Source organism: Flavobacteriales bacterium (assembly GCA_020635855.1).
Lineage (GTDB): Bacteria > Bacteroidota > Bacteroidia > JACJYZ01 > JACJYZ01 > JACJYZ01.
Genome location: JACJYZ010000003.1, coordinates 257,643 through 272,783, shown reverse-complemented (window position 1 = coordinate 272,783; position 15,141 = coordinate 257,643). Strand labels below are relative to the sequence as shown.

At 51.6% G+C, this 15,141-nt stretch carries 13 protein-coding genes; 9 read left to right on the top strand and 4 right to left on the bottom strand.

The window, feature by feature from the left end:
• Positions 1-58: 58 nt before the first annotated feature.
• Positions 59-982, bottom strand: coding sequence for a MerR family transcriptional regulator (locus H6585_09480; protein ID MCB9448560.1), 924 nt, complete (start codon positions 980-982; stop codon positions 59-61).
• 246 nt (positions 983-1,228) lie between these two features.
• On the opposite strand from H6585_09480, the gene H6585_09475 reads away from it, so the two are divergent.
• Both H6585_09475 and H6585_09470 read left to right on the top strand, forming a co-directional pair.
• A complete protein-coding gene (locus tag H6585_09475) occupies positions 1,229-2,143 on the top strand; it encodes a glutaminase (protein ID MCB9448559.1) in 915 nt (304 codons plus the stop codon).
• 277 nt (positions 2,144-2,420) lie between these two features.
• The gene (locus H6585_09470; protein MCB9448558.1) at positions 2,421-4,949 is read left to right on the top strand and encodes a PKD domain-containing protein; all 2,529 of its coding nucleotides are present in this window, start codon (positions 2,421-2,423) and stop codon (positions 4,947-4,949) included.
• 134 nt (positions 4,950-5,083) lie between these two features.
• On the opposite strand, the gene H6585_09465 is transcribed toward H6585_09470, so the two are convergent.
• Positions 5,084-7,597, bottom strand: a complete 2,514-nt coding sequence (locus H6585_09465) for a PKD domain-containing protein (GenBank protein MCB9448557.1) — start codon at positions 7,595-7,597, stop codon at positions 5,084-5,086.
• Positions 7,598-7,957: 360 nt separating this feature from the next.
• Between H6585_09465 and H6585_09460 the strand changes: the two genes are divergently transcribed.
• Entirely contained in the window at positions 7,958-8,329 is a 372-nt protein-coding gene (locus H6585_09460) for a hypothetical protein (GenBank protein MCB9448556.1), read from the top strand.
• A 14-nt stretch (positions 8,330-8,343) separates the two neighbouring features.
• Here H6585_09460 and H6585_09455 read toward each other — a convergent pair whose 3' ends face one another.
• Entirely contained in the window at positions 8,344-8,961 is a 618-nt protein-coding gene (locus tag H6585_09455) for an AhpC/TSA family protein (protein ID MCB9448555.1), read from the bottom strand.
• A gap of 274 nt (positions 8,962-9,235) precedes the next feature.
• Here H6585_09455 and H6585_09450 point away from each other — a divergent pair, with 274 nt between their 5' ends.
• The 4 genes from H6585_09450 to H6585_09435 all read left to right on the top strand — a co-directional run bounded on the left by H6585_09450 (position 9,236) and on the right by H6585_09435 (position 12,782).
• Positions 9,236-10,375 (top strand): T9SS type A sorting domain-containing protein, encoded by a 1,140-nt coding sequence (locus H6585_09450; GenBank protein ID MCB9448554.1) that lies wholly within the window; start codon positions 9,236-9,238, stop codon positions 10,373-10,375.
• 139 nt (positions 10,376-10,514) lie between these two features.
• A complete protein-coding gene (locus tag H6585_09445; protein ID MCB9448553.1) occupies positions 10,515-10,754 on the top strand; it encodes a CDGSH iron-sulfur domain-containing protein in 240 nt (79 codons plus the stop codon).
• Positions 10,755-10,826: 72 nt separating this feature from the next.
• Positions 10,827-11,024 carry a hypothetical protein gene (locus H6585_09440; protein ID MCB9448552.1) on the top strand — a complete coding sequence of 66 codons (198 nt, stop codon included), beginning with the start codon at positions 10,827-10,829 and terminating at the stop codon, positions 11,022-11,024.
• 297 nt (positions 11,025-11,321) lie between these two features.
• Entirely contained in the window at positions 11,322-12,782 is a 1,461-nt protein-coding gene (locus tag H6585_09435) for an aminoacyl-histidine dipeptidase (GenBank protein MCB9448551.1), read from the top strand.
• Positions 12,783-13,022: 240 nt separating this feature from the next.
• Here the strand turns inward: H6585_09435 and H6585_09430 are convergent, their stop codons facing one another.
• On the bottom strand, positions 13,023-13,565 hold the full coding sequence (locus H6585_09430) for a T9SS type A sorting domain-containing protein (protein ID MCB9448550.1): 543 nt from the start codon (positions 13,563-13,565) through the stop codon (positions 13,023-13,025).
• Positions 13,566-13,883: 318 nt separating this feature from the next.
• Between H6585_09430 and H6585_09425 the strand changes: the two genes are divergently transcribed.
• Positions 13,884-14,684 carry a hypothetical protein gene (locus H6585_09425; GenBank protein ID MCB9448549.1) on the top strand — a complete coding sequence of 267 codons (801 nt, stop codon included), beginning with the start codon at positions 13,884-13,886 and terminating at the stop codon, positions 14,682-14,684.
• 21 nt (positions 14,685-14,705) lie between these two features.
• Positions 14,706-15,071, top strand: a complete 366-nt coding sequence (locus H6585_09420) for a DUF4288 domain-containing protein (protein ID MCB9448548.1) — start codon at positions 14,706-14,708, stop codon at positions 15,069-15,071.
• Positions 15,072-15,141 lie beyond the last annotated feature (70 nt).

The window sequence follows — 15,141 nt, the reverse complement described above, 5'->3', positions numbered from 1 at the left end:
GGAGCCAAATCAGTACAACACTGATTATCAACCTATTAAAAGTTATATGGAAATGGCCTTAGCCCAGAAACCGGATCAGGTCCTGAACGGAATGCAAATACACGGTTGATTTGGGCAGAGAAGCATCGGACATTGATGCCACATGTCCTGCCAGGAGAAGCTTTGATTTGGGGAAACGCTTGTTGAGTTGGCGGAGGATCTCTTCGATTTCCTCAACCGGACGAGTGGAAATGAAGAAGGTCAGGAAGTGGCCAGCGTTTGTTAGCTCCCCGATGGAGGCCACATCCTCCAGCGGAACATTTTGTCCGAGGTAGTATACCTTTCGCTTGTGCACTTTTAATACGTAGTAAGCAAGCAGCAAGCCGATCTCATGGAGTTCTCCTTCAGGAAGGAACAAAACAAACGATTGGCTTTTCTCCGGTGGTGGCATCTGGCCGTCGATGGCAACGATCATCTTCTGACGAACCAGGTTGGAGACAAAATGTTCCTGCGCGGGATTGGCATCGTCCACTCCCCACATCAGCCCGACATGCTCAAGAAAAGGGTAGATAACATTCAGGATGGCATCCATGAAACCGAATCTTAATACGGCATTTGAAAACGCTTTATCGAAACGTTCCTCATCCAGTTCAATCATGGCCACCACCAGGCTATGCACCAAAAGGTCTGAATTGGCAGCCCACCCCGGGTCTCCATCCAGTAGTTTACGTACCTCATTGCGTACACCTTCATCACCCAGTTTACCCACCTGCGAGATCCGCAGGCCGTTCTTGAGCAACATCACGACATTCAGCAACTTCTTCAGATCCTGATTGTCGTAGTACCTTATGTTGGTATCTGTTCGGGCCGGTTTCAAGATGCCATACCGTTGTTCCCATATCCGGATGGTATGCGCCTTGATACCCGACAAACGCTCTAGGTCCTTTATCACATATCGGCTCAACGTCGCTTCATCATTGATTCCATGGCTCAAAGTAATCATTTCTCCTGCTTTTGTTTAATGATCATAGTGGCGGGCTTCACAAAAGTTGTTCACAGGTAAACACCCGGGTGGTGGTTTTGTTCACCATCCGCTCGTGCCTGACACCATAAATGGGCTGTGAATATGTAGCAGGAAGATCGAAGTCATTTCAAAAATTTATCGTACCATCACATCCATGAATGCATCTGTTTTCCCTCATCAACCCAGAAACGAAAAACATACCTTTGTGAACCAACCCGCATGACCATGTTGTATCAGGACCTGATGGAAAAGATCCGCAAGGAGGTAAAACCCTTGCTGAACAAGGGCCGGGTGGCCAACTACATTCCGCCTTTGGGTGGTGTGTCGCCCGACAAATTCGGAATGGCCATTTGCACGGTGAATGGCGAAACGTTCACGTGCGGTGATGCGGAAGAACCCTTCTCCATTCAAAGCATATCCAAGGTGATTACGCTGACCATGGCACTCAACAAACTGGGTGCCGATATATGGGAACGCACCGGAAGAGAACCATCGGGAAACCCTTTCAATTCACTGATCCAATTGGAATATGAAAAGGGCAAACCCAGAAACCCTTTCATCAATGCGGGCGCTATTGTGGTGGCAGATATGATCCTGGACGAATTTCCGGAACCTCAACAATCTCTGCTTGAGTTCACCCGGAAAATCTCCGGAAACACCCACATCAGTTTTGATGATGTGGTTGCCGTGGCTGAAAAGCGTTTTGGGCATACCAACCGGGCGTTGGCCAATTTCATCAAGTCGTTCGGCAACCTCAACAACGAGGTGGAAGAAGTGCTGGATTTTTACTTTCACCAATGCTCCATAACCATGACATGCGCCGATCTTGCGCAGGCGTTCACTTTTCTCGCGAACGGCGGAAAGTCTGCGTTGGATGGAAGTGAGATCGTGGGAGCTTCCACCGCCAAACGCATCAATGCCATTCTGTTGACATGTGGTTTGTATGATGACGTGGGCGACTTTGCCTACCGCGTAGGTCTGCCCGGCAAAAGTGGTGTTGGCGGGGGTATTGTTGCCGTAGTACCCGGAGAACTTGCCGTTGCGGTTTGGTCTCCCGGCCTCAACGAACACGGCAACTCCCTGGCAGGTGTAAAAGCCCTGGAGCTTTTTACCACGTACGCCGGAAATTCCATCTTCTGATCGTATTCACCTCTTCCATTCTGTAGCTAAAGATCGGGGGTGTACACTTTAGACTTCCTAATCGATTCGCAATGAGAATTGTCTATGGGAATCCTTTTGGGGAAATTGCCGTTGAATTGCTTGTAGTGTAGTGATCATCATGCGTTTCGCTTTTATCATATGTATCCTGATTTTAGCACCGGGAGTGAATACCGCGTGTATCGAGCCAATATGCACCGCTCCCAGAACCGATGCCTCACATTCCCCTCCGCCATGTTCAACATCCTGCAACCTCAACATGTCTTTTGAAAGAGCTGCCGGCGATTGCGACGGGGAAAAGACGCAACCCTGCCTGCCCGACAATTTCGATGGCAGCTGGGTTACCTGCAACTATCCGGGCGGCGGTCCCGCTACTTCCGATATCCAACCCGGTCAGTACGGATTCGTCGAGCCCCCGACCGACGGGAACACCTACATGTCTTTCTGGGCCAGCGGGAGCAGCGGAACCGGTGAATCCAACGGTGAACGCACCAGCCTCCAGCTCTGCAATCCACTGCAAGCCGGCACCCAATATTGTTTCACGCTAGACTATGTACGCCCTGCAGGTGGTTTCAACGCACCCACTGTTTTGCTTATTGAGGGCGGTATGTCGGCATGCAGTTCCGATGAAATTCTTTTCCAAAGTGCCGAGATTACGAGCCCTGCACCAGGAACCTGGGGAACCTGGAGCTTCTGTTTCACACCGGGCGCCAACTACACATATCTCCGGTTTCGTGCCGTTGATGGCCCATCCGGTGGTTTCGGAGGTTACCTGGGTATCGACAACTGGGTTTCCACCGACGGAAAGTTCCCACCAACCGTCGGCGGTGGCGGCCTTACGGTGATTGCCACACCCGACACCAGCATCTGCCTGGGGGAATCCGTTACACTTCAGGTTACGCCTGGCGGTGGCATCACACCCTACTCATTTGCATGGACACCTGCCACCGACCTGTCTGACCCCAACATTGCGAACCCGGTTGCCACACCCGGCACCACCACCACCTATGTGGTGATGGTGACCGACAGCGCAGGATGCACGGGAACAGACAGCATCACCGTCACCGTAGATCCCATTCCGGTGGTGCTCGTTGCACCCGATTCTACTTGTGCCGGAAGCTGTGTTACGCTGAGTGCTAGCGGTGCCGACTCATACACATGGGTGCCGGCTACCGGGTTGAACAACCCCAACTCAGCCACCCCGCAGGCGTGTCCGACATCCACCACTACCTATACCGTAACGGGCACCACCACCGGTGGCTGTGAACATGACACCACGGTAACCGTTACCATTTTCCAACCACCCGTTGCTGACGCCGGCCCCGACCTCTCCTATTGCCAGGGCGACAGCGCACAATTGAACGGCAGCGTCAGCGGAGGGCAACCATCATATACCTATTTCTGGTCACCGTCAACCGGTCTGAGCAACCCCCAAATTGCGAATCCGGTAACTGCAACCACTACCACCACCACTTACTACTTGACGGTGACAGATGCCCGGGGGTGTACGGGTTTGGACAGTGTAATTGTCACTGTCCAGCCCGGCCCCTGCCATATTTCGGCTTTGCTACAGGCAAATCCATCCGAGATTTGTGAAGGAAGTTGCACTGACTTAACCGCAACTCCATCCGGAGGAACAGCTCCCTTCAGCTATACCTGGGATCAGGGAATCACCGGAAATGAAGGCCCACACCAGGTATGTCCGACCACCACCACATCCTATTCCGTAACCATTACCGACGACAATGGAGACAGTGCCTTCGCGTCCGTTACCGTTACCGTGAATCCTCCACCTACAACAACCACCAACAGCACCGATGCCAACTGCGGATCGGCTGACGGAACCACAACTGTGACCGCCGGAGGAACAGGTCCGTATACCTACCTCTGGTCACCCGGAGGGTATACTTCATCTGGTGTAACCGGCGTGACCGCAGGCTCCTATCATGTGACGGTAACCGATGCCAACGGTTGTGTATCTGAAGACAGTGTGAACATTCTGAACATCGGCGGGCCCACCGCATGTTTCATGGCCGATACACTTTCGGGTTGTGCGCCGCTGGATGTGCTATTCAGCAGTTGCAGCACCAATGAGGTGAGCTACTTGTGGAACTTCGGTGACATGGGCCCCACCGATACCTCCGCAAACCCTACCCATCCATTCAATTCGCCGGGATGCTATGACATCACACTGGTGGTAACCTCAGCCAATGGTTGTGAAGACACCTTAAAGAAGGATTGCTATATAGAGGTATATGATAATCCCAATGCCAACTTTACCGCATCCTCCAATGATGTGGACGATTTCAATCCGGTTATCAACTTCACCGATCTTTCCACCGACGCCTTTGTATGGATATGGAACTTTGGCGACAACGGCACGTCCGACTTTCAGAATCCCACCCACATATACACCGATACGGGTACGTATGTGGTTTCGCTGGCGGTGGAAAACGGTTATGGATGCAAGGATACGGTATCAACGACTGTGCGCGTACACGAGGACCCCACCTTTTATGTGCCCGATGCCTTTACGCCGAACAACGATGGCATGAATGATTATTTCCAACCGTACGGAGAAATGATGGACTTCACCAGGCTGGAAATGTACATCTTCGACCGCTGGGGCAACCTGATTTACACGGGTACCAACTGGCAGGGATGGGACGGATGTGCGAATGAGGGAACAGACATCTCTCAGGAAGATGTGTATGTGTGGAAAATCCGCGCATGGACGTACAACGGCGAAGAAATCAACCGCATCGGAAGAGTGACCCTGATCAAGTAAACAACATCATGGATCAAATAAAAAAAGTCCAACCGCTTTGCAGCAGTTGGACTTTTTCGTCTCCCTGTTTTCCTTGTGGCCGTTTTTGGCGCTAAACAGCCATATGTGTTGCAGGGATGCGTATTCTTAAATCATCAGTGCGCAATCACAACACGTTGTTGAGACAGCTGATCTCCCTGCACCACACGCACCAGGTAAATACCGCCCGGAAGTGTCGAGGAAGGAATATCCAGTGTATTCTGAGACATACCCACCTGGGTTTGCATCACAACGGCACCCAGCGCATTGATCATTTCCACACGTGCATTGCCACTGCGATTGCCTGCAAATTGTACGTGTATGGTGTTGTTGGCGGGGTTCGGGAACACCTGCAACAACTCGGCTTGCTGGTTGTCCAGGCCTGTGTTGTTGAAGCATCCTTGCTTGCGCACTTTCCAGTTGTAGAAATAGTAGTAATAGGTTGCATCACCGCCATTCAGCACGTTGGCCTTCTTGATGGACACAAGTTGGTTGGATTGTGCGTCGGTGATCTGGTACGGGTAGGATGCGCTGGCATCGTTGCGGTACAAATCTACCACGGAACCTGTGATCTTGATGAAGTAATCGTTGCCCTGCGGCAGTTCGATGTTCACCGGCACTTCACTTGTACCATTCGGAATGTTTACGGTTGTGGTAGCCACCACCGTGCCGCCATCTACACCGCCATCGGTGGTGTTCATGGTTCCTCCGCTGATGATATCGATCTGGCGGTCGCCTGCCTCACCAGAGTTGAATTTGAATGACTCAAGGATGATGTCGGTTTGTGCATCGAAGAAGAGTCCGCGGATGTCATTCGAAGTGAACAAACCGCCGGTTCCGAAGCTGTCATCCGCTGGGCCGCCTGTTGCAGACGAATAGGTGGTACCTGCGCCCACGGTGATCAGACCATTCTGGTTCTGGGTATTGCTACCGAAACCATTCGTAGCCTTCAGCGATACATTGAATGTACCCGCGGTGCTGTAGGTATGCGAAGGATTCTGTTGAGAAGATGTTCCTCCGTCACCGAAATTCCACAACCATGAAGTGGGTGAATTGGTGCTCTTATCAGTGAACTGAACGGTCAGTGATCCGCAACCTGCTGTTTCGCTGGCAACGAAATCGACCGTTGGGGGAACATTCTGGCTCTTGGGCACGAAGGATCCGGAGATCGTGTAGTAACCTGTTGAGCAGTAATCATCATATCCATGAGGGCTACCCGTCCATCCCCTGGCCAGACCTACTCCGTCTATCTCCAGGTAATAGATTCCTTTCGCCAGGTTGGAACTTACGATGTTGTTCACGGTATGGGCATCTTCCGTACTGCTGTTCTTGGCCACTTCATTTCCGTTTGAATCCAGGATTCTGGCCTGAACATTCAGGTTGGGCCAATTCTTATTTTCCGGCATAACAGTGAAGGATGCATTTCCACCTTCGGTTTCGAATTTGAAAACGTCCTTATCTGTTTGCTTTTCAATCAACCCTTTGTCATCGTCCACATTCACCGTGCCGTTGGTATGTACCAGGTCGGATGCAGCGGCTGTGGTATTTCCGTAATCATCCGTTTTGTAATCCACATTGGTGTTACCATCAATAATGGTGTAGTCATTTTCTGAGTTGTTGGCATTGGGATAACTGCCTTTGCTCCAATGCATCACCTTTTCATTAAATGGCGCACCCATGATCGGGCCCCACAGGTCATTTCCCATGTAGTACGAATCACCGGTGGTGGTACCGTCATGGTTCAAACCGAAGGTATGTCCGGGTTCGTGAGCTGCGGTAGTGGCGCAAGCCTGGGTCGGATCGTTGTATACCCAACACGGATCGTTGCGTCCGTCATCAAATGAACCGAGGTATGCCACACCACCTGCACCGGAAGCGGCATCGTCTGTTGCCGTGAAGATAGCCATCATGCGGCTGTTGGTCGATGCATTGTCGTACTTGGAGCGGATGGTTGTTACGTTAATGGTCCAGGGTGCATAGTCATCCGACACCACATCAAAAATGGTTTGGATTTTGGAATCGGAATAATTCCTGGCTGTGGCGTAAATGGTATTACCGTTGTTCCAGCGAGAGCCACTAACGGTCTCACCGTCGAAGTCCAGGTAAAGAACCGCTTTGGCTCCAGGCAAACTTTCCAATTGTGGAATTGAACTCTCGACAGTGGCAACATCATCCGGATTTTCTGCCTTGCCAGGGGCTGCTTCAACCCTGTCATAGTCCACACACACCAATTTATTAATATTTTCGGGGGTGGAGATCAGGTTTCCGTTTGCGTCCAGTGTAAACCGCCAGGCGGTTTTGTTGTCGTAGTTGATCAGGGCCCCCTGGAAATCTCCATTCACCTGGTCGATGTAGAAGTCGGCACGGTTGAGTTCCAGTGGTTTTCCGATCAGGGCGAAATCACCGTTATCGGATTGACGGTGAACATTCATCTGGATATGGAACTCCATATCCTGTGAAACTTGCAGGGAGGTTACCGGTGCGGTTTTTCCCGCCACCATGGACTGCTCTTTCCACTGCTCAAAGTTTCCTACCTTGAACGGCGCAGCATTCTGCGCCATCACAGGCATCACAGTACAGGCTCCTACCAGTAAACCTGTCATGCATACTCTTCTGTAAAACTTTTTCATAGCGTCATGTGTTAACTGCATCAGACACGGAGCCACACGGTCTCTACAGCCGGTTTATGTGATTCTAAAAAGGTTAATGTAATTAAAGTGGCCAACCGGGTGAAGTATACGCAGCAACCAAACACCTATATCTAACACCCTAAACACAATCTTAATAAATTTTTCGCCTATATCAAAATTTTATTTGGTAAAATATGTGGGGTATTTAAACGATTATTTTTGCCCCGAACCGAACCAGGATCCGGGAATGCCCTGTGTAGTATACGTCCTGAGATTACCTTACATCCGGAATATGGGGTGATAAATGCTTGTTCTGAAGTGAACGTAAACCTGGCGCCATATTCTTGTTAAACATTGCACATGCATACTGAACCTACCGAAATGATTTTTGTTTACCAGGCTGGAAGCGGGGTCTTTGACCGGGTAAGTGATGCCGCACACAAACTGCTTTCACCTAGTACTTACCCCTGCCGCCTGTGTATACTCACACACGGTCATGCGGGCATGAAGCGTGAATGGCGCGACTATGTTGCTTCGCTTCCGCTCAAGGTCACGTTTCTTCACAGGGATCAGATTGAAGGTACAGGCATTCCCCCGTCAACGGAATTTCCAGCCGTGCTGATCCGAGTCAAGGATGGTTCGTGGCGCATCGCCATCGCAGCTGACGAACTGAACCTGGTCAAATCGCTAGCACAACTGATTGCAATGGTATTGGCGATTGACATCCGATGATGTATCCTCGCCCGTCATAGATTTTTCAGGATATCGGCAACGGTGGCTCGATTCCTGTGATTGGGGTCGAATTGCCGCCAGCGGATGCGTCCATCCGTACCTATAATAAAGGTAGCAGGTATGGGCAGCCGCTCACTGTCATCCGTGTAGGCTGTTTTCAAGTGCGCCCCGATGGCGTTGTATTTCAACCGTTCGGTTGCGCCGGGCGTAAAGGTCACGTCAAACGCATCCGATATCCTGTACCCTTCATCATACAGCAATATGAAAGATGCGCCGGTCTTTTCCGCGGTTTCCTCCATGTATTCCTGTTTTTCCGGAGAAACCGCAATCACGGTTGCACCCCGGTCGTAGATCATTGAAAGGCTGTCCTGCAATTGACTCAGGTGGCGGTTGCACACAGGACACCACTGCCCCCGGTAAAAGACCAGCACCACCGGTCCGGAACGAAGGGCCTCCTCCAGTTCATACGTTTGGCCATGTATATCGGTAGCCGTGAACATGGGCACGGAATCTCCCACTGCCAGTCCGCGCGGCTCATGCACCTGTTTGTCGCCTTGGGCAAAGGCTTGTACCACGACCAGGCAGAACACAACACCGAAGGCATACCGGAACATCCCTAACATAACGCTCATGCCTCCAAAGCTACCACTCACATGTTTCAATTGCCACTTCCCGACCAAATACGTGCTCGATCATACCCATGCAAGAAGGAACGATAATCCGTCTTCTTCCACCCTGGAATTCTGCGTAACTTGAGTTGGGGCGGGGATTGGTGCGCCTCGGGTGTGCCCCCGAAAAATTGAGGGACTCAATACAAGTTGTATATCTTCTGCCATTCACCCCCCTCACACAACCACTTGAAAAACCATCCGAACCGGTCAGGAAAAGGTGATTGTCAAATGCCCTATGAGCTGCGTTATTGCAGTAACCATTCACCTGACCGACATGAACATCCACACATCCTTACCAGCCTGCCTCCTATCACTCACGCTGTTCACCACAGCATCCGCACAAACCGTTTCCACCTTCCTCAACAACACCTCTGTGAAGGTGGATGATGCCATGGTACTCGATGCCGAAGGCAACCTGTACGGTTCCAACTATGCAGGCACCAATGTGTATAAGATCACGCCAGATGGAAATGCAACCATATTCGCCACGGGTTTCAATACACCGAACGGACTCGCATTCGATTCCCAGCAACATCTGTATGTAGCCGACATGTCGGGCAACCATATATATAAGTTGTCGCACGACGGCAAATTTCTGGATACGATCGCGGTACCGAACCCTTCCGGCATCATCAAATCATTCGACAGCGATACCATGATCTTCACCCAGTACCAAAGCTACAAGCTGAACAAGCTGGCCCCCGACGGAACCATCATCCCCATGTTCAGCAGCACACCGCTGAACGGTCCGGTCGGACTGGCATACGACGATGCCGGCACCCTGTTCGTGGCCAACTTCAACAACCGGGAGATCTTCCGCGTTTCAGACGGGTCACTTGAGCATGTCGCCACCATTCCCGGCTCAGGCTGGCTGGGCTTTATTACTTACGCCCATGGCTTTCTGTGGGCCACCGCTTTCAGTACGCACAAGATCTACCAAATCTATCCATACCAAACCGACAGCGTAACCCTCTTCGCAGGCAGCACCGCAGGCAACACCGACGGTCATGTGGGCATAGCAACATTCAACGGTCCCAACGGCATCATCGCGAGTGCATCGGGTGATTCATTGTACGTGTCGGAATACAACACCGGACACATTCGTGTCATCACCGATCTGTTTACCGGTATCCGCCCAATGCATGACCAACGAAACAATCTGCAACTGGTCGCTTACCCCAACCCTTCGCAGAACTTCATCACCGTACGCGCAGCAGGGACAGTGCAACGCGTAGAGGTGATGGACCTGCGGGGGCGTGTCTGGCTGCTGTCCAATGAAACATCCTTTCCTGTGGTTTCCCTTCAGCCCGGAACCTATGTACTCCGCGCGTTGATTGAAGACGAATGGGTGACTTCGGTGTTCGTGAAAAAATAACAACGTAGGCGGAATCGCGTGTTGCATTCCGATTACTTTCCGCTTACTTTCGTTCATCAAGATGGCTCCATATTCTCTGGGAAGTCCGGAACCATTTCATCCCTCAATTGTTAATCATACAGATCAAAAACCACCTGTTATGAGCACACCCAAAGTCGCACAGAAATCACCCTACGTCATTGAAGTGGAACCCGGCACCTACGCATGGTGCGCATGCGGTCATAGTACCAACCAACCCTTCTGCGACGGTTCACACAAAACCACCGAGTTCAAACCCATCGTAGAAAAGATCTCCGAGAAAAAAACAGTAGCCTGGTGCGGATGCAAACACTCCGGAAAAGCTCCCTTCTGCGACGGCACCCACAAAAAGCTGGATTGACATCCTTGTCGCATTTTCATACCTTCGGTCTGAAGAAGACATGTCCCCTCCTGTCATCAACACACAAAGAACATGGCAAAAAAACAGATGAGTAAGAAATCACTGCGACTGTTTATCATTGGAGGCTTATGCATGGGATTCGGCTTGTTCGCCCGACACATCCCCGACTTTTCCATCGACCTGACAGATTTCATCAAAGGACTCGGTGTGGCATTCCTGCTGGCTTCCGTGTTTTTCATGAAAACACCACAGGAAAATACACAGGCATAAGGCATCTGCTTTCCCCGAAAAATGCCACCAAGGCACAAAGGTCTGCTGCCGGATGACTAATGAATGTACGAAGTGCATCTTGGCGCATTTGTGTCTTTGTGGCAATAAAATACCGGCATAACCCCGGTCAGAGACGTTGGGTTTTCACACTAACAAACTTGCTTCCGGAACAAATCAACCCGCATGAACCCTTGCAAGTCGGATGATTCATTTGCTCTCCCGACAAAGATTTATTTGAATCCCCCCGATGATATCTGTAAACTTGCAGATCGTTTCACCTTTTTAGCATTCTGAGTTATGTCACAAGAAGTAAGGGAACTCGCCCCCAAAGAAATGTGGAATCATTTTGCCGACCTCAACGCGGTACCACGCCCCTCCAAAAAAGAAGAACGCATCAGTGCCTTTATGATGGAATTCGGAAAGTCGCTCGGACTGGAAACCCTGCAGGATGAGATCGGCAATGTGATCATCCGCAAGCCCGCCAGCAAGGGCATGGAGAACAAGCAAACGGTGGTGCTGCAAAGTCACCTCGACATGGTGCACCAGAAAAACGCCTCCACCAACTTTGATTTCAACACACAGGGCATCGAGATGTTTGTGGATAACGACTGGGTAAAAGCCAAAGGCACCACACTCGGCGCCGACAACGGCATCGGCGTGGCCTCCATCATGACCGTACTTGCTTCCGATACCATCCCCCACCCTCCCATTGAAGCCCTCTTCACCATCGATGAGGAAACCGGTATGACCGGCGCACTGAATCTGAAAGGCGGACTGCTCAACGGCAAGATCCTCCTGAACCTGGATACCGAAGATGACGACGAGCTCACCATCGGCTGTGCAGGCGGCATCGACGTAACCGCCAACGGCATCTACACCTCTGCCCCCACCCCGGCCGGAACCCAGGCGTACAAGATCACCGTGAACGGCCTCACCGGCGGACATTCCGGCATGGACATCCACCGCAACCGCGGCAACGCCAACATACTTATGAATCGCATCCTGACCGATGCCGCCACGAAGTTCGGTGTGCACATTTCCACCATCGACGGCGGTGGTTTGCGCAATGCCATCCCCCGTGAGTCGGTGGCCACCGTTGTCGTGAGTGCAGATGCCGCCTCCAACTTTGAAGCCTTCGCAAAAGAAACCGGCAACGCTTTCAAAAGCGAATACAAGGATACGGACCCCAACCTGGCCGTTTCCCTCGAAAAAACCGATGCACCCCAAAACATCCTGCCGGCCGACTTCCAGCAAAAATTCCTGAAAAGCATCGCCGACAGCACCAACGGTGTGTACAAGATGAGCCAGGAGATCCAGGGCCTCGTACAAACATCCAACAACGTGGCGCGCATCCTCGTGAAAGACGGCACCTACACCGTGATGTGCCTGACAAGAAGTTCGGTGGATGCCGAGAAAATGGAACTGGCCGAAAAGCTGAAAACCTCCCTTGAAAGCGCCGGTGGCAAAGTGGACTTCGCAGGCGCCTATCCCGGCTGGACACCCAAGCCCGGTGTGGCCATCGTGAAGATCATGGACAACCTCTACCGCGAGCTGTACAAGTCGGAACCCAAGGTGAGCGCCTGCCATGCCGGACTTGAATGCGGCATCCTCGGTGCCAACTACCCCGACATGGAAATGATCTCCTTCGGTCCGAACATCCGCGGCGCCCACTCACCCGACGAGAAAGTACAGATCAGTTCAGTACACAAATACTGGCAACTGTTTCTGGAAACGCTGAAGCATATTCCGGAGAACTAAAAGCAGCATACAGCAAGAGCATACTGCATACAGTGCTTTCGTCGGCTAGAACGGCATTCGGCACACAATTGATGTTATCGGAGAATATCGCCGATAGGTGACTGGAATGGCCCGGTGATGCTGATGAACTTCTGCGGCCATCGGGTGATATCTTCAAGGTGAGCCGCAAGAAACTCCCATGTTATTTCATAAGGAACTTTGAGACAATAGCTGGGTTCAATACATTATCAATATTCTAAACTACCATGTTTTCCTGACGATAATCTCCTCTGTCTTGTTTTCAACATTCAAAAAATACATTCCTTCATCCAGGTCTTTTACGGACACACTGTTCCCGAATCCCGAACGCACGGTGTGACCGTGGGCATCAATGATCTCATAAGGTGTTTCCGCTGAAAACTTCACCTTGTCCATGTTCACACTGCATGCATAACTCACCTCGGGAATGTTGGGCACATCCATCGAAACCGTGTCTGCATAGGTATTTGTATCGGTGGCATGGTGCAGGATTCGGATGCGGTTCTTTCCATGAAAAAGATATACCCGGGATGTGAAGTGGTATTGATCGCCTTCCGTTCCCTTCACGGTATCCACGTTCACCCAGCGGTTCCATTTGAACTGCTGGACGATGAATTCGGTGGAATCCTCCACCTCTTCCGATTCCCAATGAAGCACGCCGCTTGTGTCAATTTCAGCGTGCATATCGTGGTAAGGGACCGGGACGTTTGCTGGCCTTGCATCCGTTTCCTGATGATGCGGCTGCACCCGATCCTGTTTTTGCATACATGCGGGGATGGTACACAGCATGAGTAATATGTTCAGGACCCGTTTCACCTGATGTCCGATGTTCTCTTGTTGATATTGGCTAAATTACAACATACCGTTTAGAGCAAGAGTAAAAGGCATCTGTCCAAACCGAAACCTGAAGGCGTTTCAATAACCCTTCAAACCAACAACTAACCCGGGAATTACACCGCCACTGTATGCTGTATACTGTTGCAGTATGCTGTTCCTGCCATTCACCGCCTCCCAACCGCCATTCACCTATTCGCCCTTTCGACAGCCTGATGCCCGGCCTACATTTGTCAAAAAACAAGTGTTATGGAAACGGACATCAATCAACAAGACATCAACCGCGACTGCAAAGACTGGCATGAATACCGCCATCCACGCGCCGGACGTGTGCTGGGCGGACTGGTACTTATCAGCGTGGGTGTGGTATGGTTCATGCATAAAATGGGGTACTTCTTCCCTGCCTGGCTGTTCACATGGAAAATGGGACTGATCGTTCTGGGTCTTTACATTGGCGCCAAACACCTGTTCCGGGGTGCAGGCTGGCTGGCACCCATCCTCATCGGCGGACTTTTCCTGATGGATGATCTCATCCCCGGCTTTCACATCCGCCCGTTCGTATGGCCGATTGTGGTCGTGATGATGGGCCTGTTCATGATCTTCCGTCCGCGCCGCTGCGGTCCCCACCGTGCATGGCACCGAAGATGGAAACACAGGGAGCGTCGATATTACCGCGATCAATACCGGCAACAGGAACGAGACCGGTCTACCGAAGACCGCATCGATACCGTGGTGGTGTTCGGCAGCACCCGGAAGAACATCATCTCAAAAGATTTCAAAGGCGGTGAGGTCACCTGCGTGTTCGGCGGCGCCGAAATCAACCTCGGTCAGGCAGACATCAACGGCACCGTGATCCTGGAGATGCACCAGGTGTTCGGCGGCACCAAGCTCATTGTGCCACCCCACTGGCGGGTGAACTACAGCGAAACCGTGGCCTTCCTCGGAGGCATTGAAGACAAACGTGGCGATAACCTCCACCCCGACTCCGACAAGGTACTTACCCTCAAAGGCACCTCCGTCCTCGGTGGCATCCAGATCAGCAGTTACTGACCCCCATCACACCCAACACACATGAACTGGTTCACAGCACGCATCATCTACCGCATCGTTACCGGCAAAGGTGAACATGCCCCCCAATTCGATGAACAGCTCCGGCTCATCCGGGCCCGTGACAAGGCATCGGCATTTGAAAAAGCATCCCGCCTGGGCCACAAAGAACAGGACAGCTTCTCCAACCACAAGGGAGAAACCGTGGAGTGGCGGTTCGTGGGTGTGGCCGAGCTCACCCACCTGGGTACGCTCACCGACGGAGCCGAACTAACATCATCCATTACCGAACCCACGGATGCACATCTTTACACACGCTATGTGCACGAGAGGCAACACGCCATCGGAGCAGGATTTCTATCTTTGAATATGCGGTCCATTGACAACTGATTTGTTTTCATACCGAAAATACTGGACAGCCTTTGCGGCCTGGTTCGTGGCATGGATACCTGCCCACGCT